The organism is Tsukamurella paurometabola DSM 20162 (assembly GCF_000092225.1).
GTDB classification, from domain to species: Bacteria; Actinomycetota; Actinomycetes; order Mycobacteriales; family Mycobacteriaceae; genus Tsukamurella; species Tsukamurella paurometabola.
In genome coordinates this window covers 1,571,455-1,586,303 of sequence record NC_014158.1, presented here as the reverse complement: position 1 = coordinate 1,586,303, position 14,849 = coordinate 1,571,455, and the positions used below count along the sequence as shown (strand labels likewise).

General features: G+C 65.9%; 15 protein-coding genes. 8 read left to right on the top strand and 7 right to left on the bottom strand.

Features of this window, described 5'->3' with window-relative positions; translation table 11 throughout:
• The first annotated feature begins 20 nt into the window (after positions 1-20).
• Both TPAU_RS07605 and lipB read left to right on the top strand, forming a co-directional pair.
• On the top strand, positions 21-935 hold the full coding sequence (locus tag TPAU_RS07605; RefSeq protein ID WP_013126172.1) for a TIGR01777 family oxidoreductase: 915 nt from the start codon (positions 21-23) through the stop codon (positions 933-935).
• Between the two features lie 10 nt (positions 936-945).
• On the top strand, positions 946-1,650 hold the full coding sequence (gene lipB, locus TPAU_RS07600) for a lipoyl(octanoyl) transferase LipB (protein WP_013126171.1): 705 nt from the start codon (positions 946-948) through the stop codon (positions 1,648-1,650).
• 4 nt (positions 1,651-1,654) lie between these two features.
• On the opposite strand, the gene TPAU_RS07595 is transcribed toward lipB, so the two are convergent.
• Entirely contained in the window at positions 1,655-2,836 is a 1,182-nt protein-coding gene (locus tag TPAU_RS07595) for an MFS transporter (protein WP_013126170.1), read from the bottom strand.
• Positions 2,837-2,933: 97 nt separating this feature from the next.
• Between TPAU_RS07595 and lipA the strand changes: the two genes are divergently transcribed.
• Together lipA and TPAU_RS07585 are read left to right on the top strand one after the other, a co-directional pair.
• The gene (gene lipA, locus TPAU_RS07590) at positions 2,934-3,959 is read left to right on the top strand and encodes a lipoyl synthase (RefSeq protein WP_013126169.1); all 1,026 of its coding nucleotides are present in this window, start codon (positions 2,934-2,936) and stop codon (positions 3,957-3,959) included.
• A gap of 21 nt (positions 3,960-3,980) precedes the next feature.
• Entirely contained in the window at positions 3,981-4,742 is a 762-nt protein-coding gene (locus TPAU_RS07585) for a DUF4191 domain-containing protein (protein ID WP_013126168.1), read from the top strand.
• A gap of 16 nt (positions 4,743-4,758) precedes the next feature.
• On the opposite strand, the gene TPAU_RS07580 is transcribed toward TPAU_RS07585, so the two are convergent.
• Complete coding sequence (locus TPAU_RS07580) at positions 4,759-5,241, bottom strand: RDD family protein (RefSeq protein ID WP_013126167.1); 483 nt, start codon at positions 5,239-5,241, stop codon at positions 4,759-4,761.
• A 190-nt stretch (positions 5,242-5,431) separates the two neighbouring features.
• Between TPAU_RS07580 and glnA the strand changes: the two genes are divergently transcribed.
• On the top strand, positions 5,432-6,865 hold the full coding sequence (gene glnA, locus TPAU_RS07575; RefSeq protein ID WP_013126166.1) for a type I glutamate--ammonia ligase: 1,434 nt from the start codon (positions 5,432-5,434) through the stop codon (positions 6,863-6,865).
• An 83-nt stretch (positions 6,866-6,948) separates the two neighbouring features.
• On the opposite strand, the gene TPAU_RS07570 is transcribed toward glnA, so the two are convergent.
• Complete coding sequence (locus tag TPAU_RS07570) at positions 6,949-7,242, bottom strand: P-loop nucleotide/nucleoside kinase family protein (protein ID WP_013126165.1); 294 nt, start codon at positions 7,240-7,242, stop codon at positions 6,949-6,951.
• A gap of 30 nt (positions 7,243-7,272) precedes the next feature.
• A complete protein-coding gene (locus tag TPAU_RS07565) occupies positions 7,273-8,226 on the bottom strand; it encodes an NADP-dependent oxidoreductase (protein WP_041944339.1) in 954 nt (317 codons plus the stop codon).
• A 139-nt stretch (positions 8,227-8,365) separates the two neighbouring features.
• On the opposite strand from TPAU_RS07565, the gene TPAU_RS23830 reads away from it, so the two are divergent.
• Entirely contained in the window at positions 8,366-9,196 is an 831-nt protein-coding gene (locus TPAU_RS23830; protein ID WP_013126163.1) for an IclR family transcriptional regulator, read from the top strand.
• Between the two features lie 11 nt (positions 9,197-9,207).
• On the opposite strand, the gene TPAU_RS07555 is transcribed toward TPAU_RS23830, so the two are convergent.
• On the bottom strand, positions 9,208-10,806 hold the full coding sequence (locus tag TPAU_RS07555; RefSeq protein WP_160160261.1) for a carboxylesterase/lipase family protein: 1,599 nt from the start codon (positions 10,804-10,806) through the stop codon (positions 9,208-9,210).
• A gap of 229 nt (positions 10,807-11,035) precedes the next feature.
• A complete protein-coding gene (locus TPAU_RS07550; protein ID WP_013126161.1) occupies positions 11,036-11,875 on the bottom strand; it encodes an MspA family porin in 840 nt (279 codons plus the stop codon).
• A gap of 629 nt (positions 11,876-12,504) precedes the next feature.
• Here TPAU_RS07550 and TPAU_RS23465 point away from each other — a divergent pair.
• Positions 12,505-12,876 carry a MerR family transcriptional regulator gene (locus TPAU_RS23465; RefSeq protein WP_245537858.1) on the top strand — a complete coding sequence of 124 codons (372 nt, stop codon included), beginning with the start codon at positions 12,505-12,507 and terminating at the stop codon, positions 12,874-12,876.
• Positions 12,877-12,896: 20 nt separating this feature from the next.
• On the opposite strand, the gene TPAU_RS07545 is transcribed toward TPAU_RS23465, so the two are convergent.
• On the bottom strand, positions 12,897-13,889 hold the full coding sequence (locus TPAU_RS07545) for an amidohydrolase family protein (RefSeq protein ID WP_013126159.1): 993 nt from the start codon (positions 13,887-13,889) through the stop codon (positions 12,897-12,899).
• 256 nt (positions 13,890-14,145) lie between these two features.
• On the opposite strand from TPAU_RS07545, the gene TPAU_RS07540 reads away from it, so the two are divergent.
• On the top strand, positions 14,146-14,817 hold the full coding sequence (locus TPAU_RS07540; RefSeq protein ID WP_013126158.1) for a class I SAM-dependent methyltransferase: 672 nt from the start codon (positions 14,146-14,148) through the stop codon (positions 14,815-14,817).
• Positions 14,818-14,849: the final 32 nt, after the last annotated feature.

Sequence of the window (14,849 nt, the reverse complement as noted above, 5' to 3'; positions counted from 1 at the left end):
TCCGCCCGAGCGGGAGAACCATGGAACGACGGATCGCCATCGCCGGGTCGTCGGGGCTCATCGGCAGCGCGCTGTCGGGTGCCCTGACCCGGCGCGGCGATACCGTCGTTCCGCTTGTTCGGGCCGAATCCTCACCCCGCCCCGGCGGGCTCGCCTGGTCTCCCACGGGCCCCGCGCCCGATCTCACGGGTTTCGATGCGGTGATCAATCTGTGCGGCGCGCCGGTCGCCGGCCGCCGATGGACCGGTGCGGTGAAGCAGGAGCTGCGTGATTCGCGCATCGAACCCGCCGCCACGCTCGCCGAGGCGGTGGTCGCCGCGCACGTTCCGGCCTACCTCGTGGCGAGCGGTGTCGGGATCTACGGCGACGCCGGCGAGACCGAGTGCGTCGACGCGCCCGGGGGCACCCCGCCGGGGGCCGGATTCCTCGCCGACCTGTGCATCGAGTGGGAAGCCGCTGCGGTCCCGGCCCGCGCCGCGGGAGCCGCGGTGGCGAACCTGCGCTTCGGCCAGGTGCTCTCCGACGCGGGCGGCATGCTGGCGGTTCTGCGGCGCATCTACCGTCTAGGACTGGGCGGGCGGCTGGGCAGCGGTCATCAATGGATCTCGTGGATCGTGCGCGAGGATGCCACGCGCGCCGTCCTGCACGTGCTCGACGGTGCACTCGCGGGCACGATCACCGGACCGGTCAACATCACCGGCCCCGCGCCGTCCCGCCAGCAGGCGTTCAGTGAGGCGCTGGGCCGCGAGGTCAGCCGGCCCGCCCGCTGGATCGTTCCGCGTTTCGCGTTGCGCGCGACGGCGGGTGAGTTCGCCGATGAGGGCCTGCTCTTCTCGCAGCGTGCGGTCCCCCGCGTGCTGCACGACACCGGATTCCGGTTCGCGCATACCGCGCTTCCCGCGGCACTCGCCGTGGCCCTGGCCGACGGGGCGTAGCGTCGAGACCATGCCCGCACGCTCCGCCCGCGCCGCCAGCACCGACATCGTGGTCGAAGACCTCGGCACGATCGGCTACCAGGAGGCGTTCGACCTCCAGCACGATCTCGCGAACCAGCGCGCCGACGGCGAGATCAGCGACCGCCTGCTCCTGCTGGAACACCCGCCTACGTTCACCGCGGGCCGGCGCACCGAACCGCAGGACCGTCCCACCGACGGCAGCACCGTGATCGACGTGGACCGCGGCGGCAAGATCACCTGGCACGGGCCCGGGCAACTGGTGGGCTACCCGATCATCAAGCTCTCCTCGCCGGTCGATGTGGTCGATTACGTGCGCCGTATCGAGCAGGCACTCATCGAGGTGTGCCGCGGCCTCGGCCTCACCACCGGCCGGATCGAGGGCCGCTCGGGCGTCTGGTTCCCCGCCGACGGCGCGCGCCCCGAACGCAAGGTGGGCGCCATCGGTATTCGCGTGGCACGCGGGGTGACCCTGCACGGATTCGCGCTCAACTGCGACAACACGCTCGGCGGCTTCGACGCGATCATCCCGTGCGGCATTCCCGATGCCGGCGTCACCACGCTGAGCGCGGAGCTGGGGCGCGACGTCACCGTCGGCGAGGTCCGGGAGGCCGTCGTCGATGCGGTGACCCGGGCACTGGACGGCGATCTCGCGGTCACCGACGAGAATCTCCACGCCACCGCCCACCAGGCATGACCGACTAGTTCCGGGCGGGCGCCGGACCGAGGCGCACCGATGCCACACACAGCAGGGCGGCGGCGAGGGCGAAACCGGCACCGACCGCGGCGAACCACGCACTACCCACCACCAGGGCGCCGAGCACCGAGGTGCCTGCCGCGACACCGGCATTCGTGCAGGCGTTGTTCCAGCCGAGTACCGACGCGCGGTGGTCCGGATCCGCCGAGGAGAGGTAGGTCTGCTGCGCGGAGAAGAACGCGCCGCCGCCCGCACACCACACGGCGACCGCCGCGATGACGACCGCGGGTGCCGTCGCCGTGGTGGCCACCGCGATGCCAACGGCGACCACGAGCGCGGCGCAGGCCGGCACCCACGCGGGATGCACGCCGCGCTGCGCCAGCCGATCCACTACGACGCCCGTCCCCACCGAACCGCACATCGAGCCGATTCCGACCACCAGACCGACCAGCCCCAACATCGTGAGGCCGTATCCGAATCGCTGGGAGAGAAGGACTCCCACGTACGTGTACGCGCCGAGTCGGCCGGCCTGCAGCAGCACGGAGGACGAGAACGCGAGCGCAATCCTGCGGTCGCGCCACGGCGCGAACAGCCCGCCCGGCGCCGGCCCCTGCTCCGTCGCAGGCGCGGACGGCAGGCGCCACGCCATCACGGCGGCCACCGCGAGCATCGGCACGCCGATCAGCAGGTAGGGCGCCCGCCAGCCGAGCGCCGTGGCCAGCAGGGCACCCAGCGGAACTCCGAGCACCTGCCCGCCGGCGTAGGCGGCGGCGCCGAGGGACACCGCCCGGCCGCGCTGCGCCGGGGCGGCGTGCTCGGCGAGGTAGGCCCAGATCGACGGCGCGCCCAGCGCCGCTCCGAGACCGGACAGTGCGCGCGCCGCGATCAGCAGGCCCAGCGACGGCGCGACGTAGCTGAGCACGTCCGCTGTTGCGAACACGGCCATGCCCGCGGCGATCGCGCGGCTGCGGGCGAGCCGGTCCGAGAGACGACCGAACAGCGGGCCGGTGATCGCGTAGCAGAGCACGTACGCGGTCACCACGTTCCCCGCTGCGCCCGTGGAGGAATCGAAGGCGCGGGCGATATCGGGCAGGAGTGGGGCGACCAGGTTCATCTCGGCACCCATCAGGAAGAAGACCAGGTAGAGCACGCCGAACGTGCCCCACGGGGTCGTGCCCTGCGTCATCTCCTCGCCTTCCGTCCGGGTCAGATTAGATGATCGAACGACCAGGGGCGCAGGGGCGTGACCCGCGACACCGTCGGGCCCGGCGGGGCGGCGTAGCATGGACCGGGTGAGTACCCCGGATACCCCCCGCAAGCTACTCCGTCTTGAGGTCCGAAACGCGCAGACGCCGATCGAGCGGAAGCCGAACTGGATCCGCACCCGCGCGAAGATGGGCCCCGAATTCACCGAACTCAAGGGCCTCGTCAAACGCGAGGGTCTGCACACGGTGTGTGAGGAGGCGGGCTGCCCCAACATCTACGAGTGCTGGGAAGACCGGGAGGCCACCTTCCTGATCGGCGGCGAGCAGTGCACGCGTCGCTGCGACTTCTGCCAGATCGACACCGGCAAGCCCGCCGAACTCGATCGCGACGAGCCGCGCCGCGTCGCCGAATCGGTGCAGGCGATGGGCCTGCGCTACTCGACCATCACCGGTGTCGCCCGCGATGACCTTCCCGATGAGGGTGTGTGGCTCTACGCCGAGACGGTGCGCCAGATCCACAGGTTGAACCCGAACACGGGCGTCGAGAACCTGATTCCCGACTTCCACGCCAAGCCCGAGCTGCTGGCCGAGGTCTTCGAGTCTCGCCCGGAGGTGCTGGCGCACAATCTGGAGACGGTGCCGCGCATCTTCAAGCGCATCCGCCCCGCCTTCCGGTACGAGCGTTCGCTCGACGTGATCCGCCAGGCGCGCGACTTCGGTCTGGTCACCAAGTCGAACCTGATCCTCGGTATGGGCGAGACCCCGGAGGAGGTGACGGAGGCGATGCATGATCTGCACGATGCGGGCTGCGACATCATCACCATCACGCAGTACCTGCGGCCGTCGCCGCGGCACCATCCGGTGGAGCGGTGGGTCAAGCCCGAGGAATTCGTCGAGCACACCCAGGCCGCCGAGGAGATGGGCTTCGCCGGCGTCATGGCCGGACCATTGGTGCGTTCGTCGTACCGCGCGGGCAAGCTCTACGCCAAGGCGATGGCGCATCACGGCCGCCCTATCCCGGAGAACATGGCGCACCTGACCGCCGAGGGCGATGCGGCGCAGGAGGCCACCTCGGTGTTGAGCCGTATGGCCGCCGCCAAGTAGCCGCGCCGTAAACTGAAAACCATGGCACAGGACAACGCAGCCGCCCAGAAGCTCAAGGCCGCCAAAGCCGAGGCGAAGAAGGCCCGCCGGGCCGCCTCGAAGGAGCGCCGCAAGCAGATGTGGCAGGCGTTCCAGATGCAGCGGAAGGAGGACAAGGCCCTCCTTCCGATCATGATCGGCGTCTTCTTCGCGGCCATCGTGGCATCGGTGGTGATCGGCTACTTCTTCGGCAACTGGTGGATGTTCCTCATCCTCGGAATCCTGTTCGGCGCCCTGGGCGCGTTCATCACGTTCACCCGGCGCCTCGAGCGCAGCGTGTACGCGAAGAACGAGGGCCAGGTCGGCGCCGCGGGCTGGGCACTGGAGAACATGCGTGGCTCATGGCGGGTGAATCAGGCCGTGGCCCGGACCACCCATGCCGATGCGGTGCACCGGGTGATCGGTAAGCCGGGGATCATCCTGATCGCCGAGGGCAACGAGGGCCGGGTCCGCGGTCTGATGGCTCAGGAGAAGAAGAAGACGGCGCGCGTCGTCGGCCAGACCCCGATCTACGAGTTCGTGGTGGGTCCCGACGAGGGGCAGGTGCCGCTGCGCAAACTGCAGAAGCAGCTGAACAAGCTCCCGTCGAACATCAACGGGAAGAAGATCGACGAGTTGGAGGGCCGCCTGGCCGCACTGTCGAACCGTGGCGGCGGTGCGCAGCTTCCCCGCGGCCCGCTGCCGCAGGGCGCGAAGATGCGCAGCGTGCAGCGCACCGTCCGGCGCAAGACCGGCTCGAACTAGTCCTGTCTCGACCGCGCTATCGGCTCCGCACGACGACGGTGCCGGTAGCGCGGTCCTGCATTCCGCGGCCGTCCACATCCTGGATCAGCGGCGGCACCAGGAAGACGATCAGCGCGTTGCGGCCGAGCGCACGAAGCAGCCCCACTCGCATCCCCGGATCCTCGATCCGGGCCACCCGGAGACCGGCGAAATACTGGCCCGGGGTGAAGCCGAACAGCGTGACGGCGAGCACGCCCACCACGAACCAGATGCCCAGCGCGCTGGTGTCGAACGCGGTGGGTTCACCACCGAAGACCTTCGCCGGGCCCGCGATCGCGAGCGCGATCAGGGCGGAGGGCACCCAGTCGAGCATGAGCGCGAGCACGCGGCGACCCGTCGGGGCGATCGACCCGACCCCGTCACGAGGAAGGCCGAGGCCCGCGCCCCGGTACTCGCCGTGCGCGCCCTCGGGCAGCGCCGCGGAGGCGCCGGACAACCATGATCCCGTTTCTCGACCCATGCCTCCAGGGTACGTCCAGGCCCCTGATGAGCGATTTCACAGTCCCAACAGATGTGTAACACCGATGAAACATTCCGTTAGTTCGTGGGCAACACCCCGTCCATAGCGTCAGTTCTCGTAACCTCGGTCACGGAGCGCACCGGTCACCCGGCTCGCTTCCGCCACCGGACGACGAAGGAGCCAGTAACAGGTGTTCACTACCAAAGAGGAACTTCTCGACTACCTCAAGAAGGAGAACGTCGAGTACGTCGACATCCGCTTCTGCGACCTGCCGGGCACGATGCAGCACTTCAGCATCCCCGCATCGGCGTTCGACGAGAGCGTCTTCGAGGATGGCCTGGCGTTCGACGGCTCGTCGATCCGCGGCTTCCAGTCGATCGATGAGTCCGACATGATGCTGCTCCCCGACGTCACCACGGCGCGGATCGACCCGTTCCGGGCGGCGAAGACCCTGAACGTCTCGTTCTTCGTCCACGACCCGTTCACCCGCGAGGCCTACAGCCGCGACCCGCGCAACATCGCGCGCAAGGCCGAGGAGTACCTCGTCAGCACCGGCATCGCCGACACCTGCTTCTTCGGCGCCGAGGCCGAGTTCTACATCTTCGACTCCGTGTCGTACGACTCCAGCATCAACGGATCGTTCTACGAGGTGGACTCGATCTCGGGTTCGTGGAACACGGGCCGCGCCCTCGAGGAGGACGGCTCCCCGAACCTCGGCTACAAGGTGCGGGGCAAGGGAGGCTACTTCCCGGTTGCACCGTACGACCACTACGTCGACCTGCGCGACAAGATCTCGACGAATCTGCAGAACGCCGGTTTCACCCTGGAGCGCGGCCACCACGAGGTGGGCACCGGCGGCCAGGCCGAGATCAACTACAAGTTCGACACGCTGCTGCACGCGGCCGACGATGTTCAGCTGTTCAAGTACATCGTGAAGAACACCGCGTGGCAGGAGGGCAAGACCGTCACGTTCATGCCGAAGCCGCTGTTCGGCGACAACGGTTCGGGCATGCACGCGCATCAGTCGCTGTGGAAGGACGGCAAGCCGCTGTTCTACGACGAGGCCGGCTACGGTGGCCTGTCGGACATCGCGCGCTACTACATCGGTGGCATCCTGCATCACGCCCCGTCGCTGCTCGCCTTCACCAACCCGACGATCAACTCGTACAAGCGCCTGGTGCCGGGTTACGAGGCCCCGATCAACCTGGTGTACAGCCAGCGCAACCGCTCGGCCTGTGTGCGTATCCCGATCACGGGGAACAACCCGAAGGCCAAGCGCATCGAGTTCCGCTGCCCGGACTCGTCGGGCAACCCGTACCTGGCCTTCGCCGCCATGATGATGGCCGGCCTGGACGGCATCAAGAACAAGATCGAGCCGCACGCCCCGGTCGACAAGGACCTCTACGAGCTGCCGCCCGAGGAGGCCAAGGGCATCCCGCAGGCCCCCACCTCGCTCCCCGCCGTGATCGACCGTCTCGAGGAGGACCACGAGTACCTCACCGCCGGCGGTGTGTTCACCGAGGACCTGATCGAGGAGTGGGTCTCGTACAAGCGTGAGAACGAGATCGAGCCGGTCAACCTGCGCCCGCACCCGTACGAGTTCCAGCTCTACTACGACGTGTAAATCGTCTCACTGAACTGCGTGCCGGCCCCGGACCTGATGTCAGGTCCGGGGTCGGCCCGTGTTTGAGGTGTTCCCGGTGAGCGTCACTCGGCCCGGCCGACAACCGCGAGCACCGCCTCCGCCAACTGGCCCGGGCCCAACAGATCCGAGCGCAGCACCACGGTGCCCTCCGGTTGCCGGGACGCCGCCCCCGGATCGAGACGATCGATCGTCCAGCTCGCAGCCCCCCGGTCCGAAGCCCGGTCGACCGCACGCGCGCGGAGGCGAGACCTGATGATCTCCGGGTCGTAGACAACGGCCTCGGGCATCCGGCGATGCAACTCGGCCGCCATTGTCGACTTCCCCGCACCGAAGCCGCCGTTGAGCCAGATGATCATCCGTCCAACGTAACCTGCGAGCCCGGTCGGCTACTGATCGAACCGCAGCACCAATCTCCCTCGGAGGCCGCCGCTCTCGAGCCTGCGATGCGCCTCGCTAGCGGAGCCAGCGGGCAGTACATCGGCGACACGCGCGCTGATGGCACCGGTGGCCGCGAGTTCCATCAGTGCACGCAGTCGCTGACCATCGGCGACCGCAGCCGCGACCACCGGGTAGCGCACCGTAATCCGCCGATCAGGAGCGGACATGCCGCCACCCGCCTCCGGAGTGCGGAGGCTCACGTGAATACCCCCGTCCCGCACGGCCGGAACGGCCTCGTCCCGCAGCAGTGCGGCGTCGACGACGGCATCCACACCTTTCGGAATCACCGCGCGAACGGCTGCCCCGAAGCCGGGCCCGCGCGGAATCGTCCGATCAGCCCCGAAACCGCGCACGAGCGAGACATCCGTGTCGGCTGCGTCCGCGATCACCGTCACTCCTCGTCGTGCTGCCAGTTCCACGACGAGGCCCCCGACCGCACCGGCGGCCCCGCTCACCGCGAGTGTCGATCCGGCGTCCACGTCGGCATCATCGAGCGCGAGTAGTGCGGTCAGCCCGTTCATCGGAAAGGTGGCGGCCTCCTCGAAGCTCAACTCGGCGGGCTTCGCCGCGACCGATGCCGCGTTCACCACGATCCGCTCGGCGTACGCACCACCGCCGTCGAATACCGGCAGCGTCACGGCCACGACGTCATCGCCGGTCCGCCAGGCCGGGTGCGCCGACTCCACGACGACGCCGGCGGCATCCCACCCGGGGACGAACGGAGGTGCGATCGACGAGTAGCGCTCGTGAAAGACTCCTGCTCGCGCAACAACATCCGACGGGTTCACCGCAGCCGCCACCACCCGGACCTTCACCTGCCCCGGCCGGACCGCCGGTTCTGGGACGTCGAACCACCGCAGCACCTCCGGACCACCGGGGTGCTCGAATCCGATGACGCGCATTCTCTCCCCCTTGGTCAGACGGTCATTCCACTCCACACAACCGCACGCGGTGACGTGTTCTTCCCCCGCCATCCGAGATCTCGCCGTCCGGCTCCGAGCAGCTTCGCTTGACCTCACTCAATTCACGTAATCTTTAGCCATGAAGAAGGTTCGGGTCGACAGCCGACCCACCGACAGGCCGACTTACGCGATCGCCTCCGTTGATAACGCACTCCGACTGCTTCTCATTCTCCGCGACGTCGGCGCGCTGCGAGTCAGTACTGCGGCCACCGAACTCGGTGTTGCCGATTCCACCGCACACCGCCTTTTGAACATGCTGGTTTTCCGGGGATTCGCGGTACAGGGGCCCGACAAGCAGTACATGCCGGGGCCCGCACTCGGCGTGCCACCGGCATCATCGGGATGGCTGCGTGCGCTCGACGCTATCGCGCGGCCACATCTCGACGAATTGGCGACCGCAACCGGAGAGACAGCGAATCTGGTCGTCCGGGTCGGGACTCACATACGCTTCGTCTACAGCGCCGAGGGTCACCGGCTACTCCGAATCGGCGATCGACGAGGCCACGTCATGGACGCCGGGATATCTGCCGCCGGACAGATTCTCCTCCTCGATTGCGCGGAGGACGAGCTCCGCGATCTGTATCTCGACCCGTCGACACGCACCAGGGATCGACAGAACTCCACTCCGGTCACACCACCGTTGACCGACGTAGAGTTCTCCGAACTACTGACGCGCCTCGCGGCCGTTCGCCGATCCGATTTCGCCGTCAACCTGGAGAGGACCGAACACGGCGTCGCCGCGTTCGGCGCCGCGATTCGTACACCTCAGGGGAGGATCCTCGCCGCCGCGACCCTCACCATGCCCACCGTGAGATACAGGGAGAATCTTCACGACGGCACCCTATCGAAATTGATCACCGCCGCCCGCGCCATATCCACCGACCTCGCCGGGTTCGGCGAGGTTCAGTGATCGCGCCGGATTCATGACTCGATAACGATCGGGTCGAAATTCGTCCCGTTCCAGATGTCGTCGGACACTGTTTCGCGATACCGCCCGGTGCTGGATGCGGCATCGAAATTCCGCGTCAGCTTCTCAGCCGGAGTGTACGCCGGCCATCCGGGGTCGCCACCGCGCGCGAACGACACCCACCTACTCTGAATCTCCTCGGCCAGAGAGAGCGCACTGTCCGGCGCGGGCTTACCGTAGAGCGCTACGCCTGCCGCCGAACTCTCGACCGTACCGAACACCAGTGGCAGCTCAGCCATATGGCCAGAACCAGCCCCCTTGGTGTTGTAGAGGAACTCATAGAGGTACGTGGTACCTCCCGCTCCTGTATGAGCCTGAGCGAGATGCAAACTGGGCATCCTGAAAATCAGATCCGAAGAAGCGACTTCGTAGAGGTGCGCGTCATCGAGCTCAGGATATCCACGGCGATAGGCATCTGCGCCGCCCGGAACGAGACCGAGCACCTCGTCGACATCCGTTGCAGACACCGCGCCGAATCCACCTTTTTGAAGTATCTGGCTGTTGTACTCATGCTGGGTGTGCCCGACGATGAGCGGCACATCGCGGGCCACGCCACGCGCCAACGCGCGCCACGGCGACTCGGGCAACGATACGGAGTCGATCACGGGAGCGAATCCCGTGGTCATCACTGCCCGGGCTCCCCACTGGTCTCGGCGTGTGGACCGCGCGGCCTCCGCCAGCGCAGCCGGAGCGAAGCGCGCCAGTTCCTCGATGCTGGGGCGCACGCCGAGCTGCTGCGCGATAGCCCCTCCGATCTCCTCGGCAAGCGCTCCGGAAAAGAGGTCACCGGGCACACTCTCCGCGATGGCGCGGCGGTAGAGCCCACGGGCAAGCGGTGATGTCAGAAGGCAGGCGATCGAGCCTGCTCCGGCCGACTGTCCGAAGATCGTGACGTTTCCCGGATCTCCACCGAATACGGAAATGTTGTCGCGTACCCAGCGCAGGACTTCGATTTGATCGAGCAGACCCCTGTTCGCGGGGGCACCACTGATCTGCGCGAACCCTTCCACACCGACCCGGTAGTTGCACGTGACCACGACGACACCTCGTTTGGCCAGGGCCGCACCGTTGTACCGCGCATCAGCTGAGGTCCCCGTCGTGTAGCCACCCCCGTGAATCCACACCAGTACCGGCAGGTCGGGTCGAGAACCTCCGGCGTTGGTGGTCCACACGTTCAGCGTGAGCCATTCATCTCCCCCGTTCGTGATTCCGACGTCCAACGACGGCTCATTACGCTGCGGGTCACCTGCCGGTGGCATCGGCCCGAACCGGTTGGCGTCACGAACCCCCTGCCACGCGCGAGCCGGAACGGGGGCCTTGAAACGCAGATCTCCCGTCGGGGCCGCCGCATAGGGAATACCTCGAAACACCCCGACACCAGTCTCCGTGGTTCCGCGAATCCGTCCGGCCTCAACCGCTACCTCGACCGGACCGTCATCATCGGACTTTCGGAGGTTGCTGCCACATGCGGCCAGGCCCAACACCACCGACGCCCACACTGCGCCGGAAAGGATGAACTGCCGCCGCGCGAAATTGCCAGTCACATCGATCACCTTCTTCAAACCTGCCGTCGGGCGCCTTCACAGCGCTCTCCGAGCAACTGTCGCAGGACGCGTCCATCGGCGATGAACGCGTGTCGAGAGCCGCCGCATCGGTGGACAACCCGAGCAGAGACGTCCTCTACACAGGAAATCCATCCGGCCGCGGCTCTCTTACGCTATAGGCGGCAACAACGAGAAAAGGCGACGATTCTCACTGGCAGAATTCGCCGGTCGATGGTCGTCACAAATAGTGCACGTCTCCGTACACCACTGTGGTGATCCGGCCACGATCGGTCTCGATCGTCGCTCGGACGTAGGGACGGATACTCACCCGTCCGGCAGTGGCCGTGACGCTGACTTCCGTGCCACCGACCTCCAGGATCGCGTCCGACTTCTTGACATCGAATTTACTCAAGGAGACCTCTTTGATTTCGCCGTGACCGATGGTGAAATCAAATTTCTGACTGGGGATGATGTCGCTCTTCGCCCCGAGGTCAGCGCCGACCTTCGCGCTCCCGTTCACCCCGAGTGGAACCTCGACACCGGCGTTACCGCCCACCGTTCCCGACCCGTTTCCACCGGAAGTTCCACCACCACCCGTCACGGAACCGTCGACACCCGCCTTCGGCGTGACGCCGGCGTTCGCGCCCACACCGACTTCGGGGGTCAGCCCGGCGTTCACCGTGAGATTGGGAGTGACCAGACCAACCTTCACCCCGTCTTTCGCCACTGTCACGGGATATCCGATCTGATACCCCACATCGAGTGAGGTCTTCGACTTCGCGATCTCCTTCGCGTTGCCCCCCAGCGCCACGGCGCCGGTCATCGACAGGAATGCCTCTCTGCTGAACGGCGAGGAGTCCAACGGCGGATACACATCCACCTGAGGCTTCCGCAAACCCACCCGGACGAGCACACCGGTGGGCGTCTCTTTGACGACCGATCGGTCTGGAAACGACGTGTGAGCCGGCTTCGTGTTCGGTTCAGCGGATACCGACAACGCGCCCGAAGTCGCGATCAGAACAGACATCGATACGGTGGCGGCGACGCGAATTGCATTGACAATATTGTTGTTGGCCATGAACACATACAACCCCGAAGGTACAACTAAACGCAACCCGAATATGTAGATAGTTCGGTGAGTCGAATCACATACTCGGTTGTGTTCAGGCGCGCCCACCGACTCGATTACGGGGCGCAAAGATATGCGTCATCGCCGCAGCACCAACACGATGAATGCGGCAAGTCCTGAGCAGAAAAGAACGACTCCGACCTCACCGAACATCTGCCACTGTTCTGCAAGAAGCCCGCCACACATCGTGATACCCCACCACATCAACGCGGTTCCGACAGCTACCGCCGCACACGTCCTGAGACAGCTACCATTCACCTCGCATCGCCGCGCCTCACAGTCGCCTTTCGGAATCAATACCACCGGTCCGTTACGGCCGAAACCGGTGCTCGCGGTAATCGAATCATCGCCCGCTACTACTCGGCAACGAGTCCAACGTCACAATTGCCCATACCGTGGCCCGGATGGCTCGCTTGGCCCACTTTGTAACGCCGAAGCAACACTGGCTCGCCGCCATCATCCTCACCGGCCATACCGCTTCGCGCCTGGTCGCCATACCGAATTCTTGTGTGCAGAATCCGCTACGGTGGCGCCGGAGCGATCGGGTAGCAAGAGGGGACCGCAGATCCGCTCCGGCTATGGGCCTCGACGCCATGGATCACGGTGTAAGAATTCATGTACCGCCAAAGGCGCCCGGTACGTACCCGATTCATATTGCGTGTGAATACACATCACTCGCGGGGAATTTCATTACGATGATCAGGAGGGATCAAAACATGGCGCATAATTCACGCCTGCTATCAACTTCTGAAGCTGCGAAAATTCTGGCAGTGTCGCCCCGCACGATCAATCGTTGGGCAGCCGAGGGGCTGATACCCGCAATTCAGCTACCGAGCGGCGTCCGGCGTTTCCGGCTCAACGACGTCGTGGCGGTCTGCGCATCTGAGCGAGAAACCGAGCCCGACGAGGAGAAGGCTCAGCTACCGATGGCAGGGAAGAGCGAGCGATGATTCGGCGGACGCAGCAGGTGTCACTGTCCGAGCGAGAAGAGCCGTTGAGCGTTCTCCCGGCCGATCTTCAGCCGGTCTGATTCGGCCAGCAAGGCGTGGTCGAACCACTCGGTCGCCTCGCCCATGTCCTCATAGGGGTAATCAACCGAGAACAGAACCCTATCGACCCCGAGTTCACTCACTGCAGACAGGACAGCCTTGGTGTGGAAGTGCCCGCTGGTCGTGACGTAGAAGTTCCGCCGGAAATAGTCGCCGACGGGCAGTTGCGCAGTACCCAGGCCGATACCATTTCGTTGTTTCCGCAGGCGGTGCTCCAGGCGCGGCAATAGGATCGAGAGGCCCTCCCCGAGATGACCGACGATCACCTGGAGGCCGGGAAACTCATCGAAGATGCCGCCGAGCATCAGGCGAATGGCGTGGGTCGCGGTCTCGTGGCCGAAACCCCATGCAGATCCGACGAGTGAGTCGTAGCCTTCGTACACCTTCCTTTGGCCGAGCAGCGGCTCTCGCGGGTGCAGGTATACGGGGACATTCAAGGCTGACGCTGTCTCCCAGAAGACGTGGTTGTCCGGGTGATCGAGGTAACGAGCCGTGCCGTCCGGAAGATCCGTGTAGCCATTGATGAGTGCGCCGACAGCACCGGCTCCCACCGCGCGCCGGAGCTCGTCTGCGGCAGCGTCGGGGGACTGCAGCGGAACCGCCGCGAACCAGCCGAATCGGGTCGGGGCCCGATCAACGAACTCCTGCTGGATCGTTTCATTGTCGGATCGAGCAGCATCGATCGCTTCGGCGGTATCGGTGATGGACTGTATGCCCGGCGAGGTGAGCGACAGAATCGAATAATCGATTCCGCACGCATCCATCTCCAGCAGGCGTTCATCGGTCTCGCGGAGCCGGTGTTCCACAGCGGCCATGTATGACGCTCCATTTCGCGCCGACTCGCCCGCACTGTCCCACGTGCGGTCATTGCGCGCCGTGCTGATGTGCTCCTCAAGAACGATCTTGCCCTTCATCTGTGTCCTTTTCTCGTGCCGTGGTCGAGTGACCTCATTCGCTGGTCTCTTGTTTCGAACCTAACTCCGCACCGACGCCATCAGTCGGTCGTTTCTGCTAGCGAGAATTCTCAACCGCTATCCGCGCCCGTGCGTCTCGTACTCGGCACACCAGGCCAAAGACGCCCCGACCATGACGCGTCGCGTCCCATCCCGGAACAAGTGCATGCGTCGTTCCGCGGCGCCCGAAAATCAGTCGCATCGGTAGCCTCGACACATGACTCTCCGACAGTCCCCGATCACGGCATCGAAGGCTTTCGCTGTGCCGGTACGGGGCCTGGAGTGGTTCAACACCCGACATCCGTACAGCCACAACGACTATTTCCATCCGTGGATCCTCAAGAATCTGCCGCAGCGCCGTCGGCGCGCGCTCGACGTGGGCAGCGGAGAGGGATTGTTGGCCGCGCGTCTTGCCGAGCGCTTCGAGCACGTGGATGCTGCCGACATCGACCCCGCCATGAGGTCTGCCACAGCCGAGCGCTGCGCCGCACTTCCGGTCGCATTGCTCGATGGTTTCGACTGCGCGGAGGGCGAATACGACCTGATCACCATGGTTGCAGCGCTACATCACCTGCCGCTGCGCGAGTCTCTGCTCCGCTGCCGTGAACTACTCGCCCCGGGCGGACGCCTGCTCGTGGTCGGCCTGGCACGACAAACACTGGAACCTGCGGATCTCATCTGGGAACTGGGGTCCGCGGTGCTGAATCCGGTGATCGGCGTGATCGAGCATCCTCGTCCCCACCGCGGACCGAGACCGCAACCGCCCTTCCCCGTGGCCGCTCCGAAAGAGACTGTCACCGAGATCGCGTCCGCCGCCGCTGGTCTGTCCGGCGCGAGAGTCACGCGTCGGATTCCCTTTCGATACACCCTGTATTGGACGAAACCGTGACGGCGAGGCAAGCCCGGCGCAGTACCGGGTAG

Excerpts from the sequence above, each read along its gene's own strand:
- TPAU_RS07605 (WP_013126172.1), top strand. The coding sequence starts at position 21 with ATGGAACGACGGATCGCCATCGCCGGGTCGTCGGGGCTCATCGGCAGC.
- TPAU_RS23830 (WP_013126163.1), top strand. The coding sequence starts at position 8,366 with ATGAAGAAGGTTCGGGTCGACAGCCGACCCACCGACAGGCCGACTTAC.
- TPAU_RS23465 (WP_245537858.1), top strand. The coding sequence starts at position 12,505 with ATGGGCCTCGACGCCATGGATCACGGTGTAAGAATTCATGTACCGCCA.
- TPAU_RS07545 (WP_013126159.1), bottom strand. The coding sequence starts at position 13,889 with ATGAAGGGCAAGATCGTTCTTGAGGAGCACATCAGCACGGCGCGCAAT.
- TPAU_RS07550 (WP_013126161.1), bottom strand. The coding sequence starts at position 11,875 with ATGGCCAACAACAATATTGTCAATGCAATTCGCGTCGCCGCCACCGTA.
- lipB (WP_013126171.1), top strand. The coding sequence starts at position 946 with ATGCCCGCACGCTCCGCCCGCGCCGCCAGCACCGACATCGTGGTCGAA.
- TPAU_RS07595 (WP_013126170.1), bottom strand. The coding sequence starts at position 2,836 with ATGACGCAGGGCACGACCCCGTGGGGCACGTTCGGCGTGCTCTACCTG.
- TPAU_RS07585 (WP_013126168.1), top strand. The coding sequence starts at position 3,981 with ATGGCACAGGACAACGCAGCCGCCCAGAAGCTCAAGGCCGCCAAAGCC.
- lipA (WP_013126169.1), top strand. The coding sequence starts at position 2,934 with ATGGACCGGGTGAGTACCCCGGATACCCCCCGCAAGCTACTCCGTCTT.
- TPAU_RS07570 (WP_013126165.1), bottom strand. The coding sequence starts at position 7,242 with ATGATCATCTGGCTCAACGGCGGCTTCGGTGCGGGGAAGTCGACAATG.
- TPAU_RS07565 (WP_041944339.1), bottom strand. The coding sequence starts at position 8,226 with ATGCGCGTCATCGGATTCGAGCACCCCGGTGGTCCGGAGGTGCTGCGG.
- TPAU_RS07580 (WP_013126167.1), bottom strand. The coding sequence starts at position 5,241 with ATGGGTCGAGAAACGGGATCATGGTTGTCCGGCGCCTCCGCGGCGCTG.
- TPAU_RS07540 (WP_013126158.1), top strand. The coding sequence starts at position 14,146 with ATGACTCTCCGACAGTCCCCGATCACGGCATCGAAGGCTTTCGCTGTG.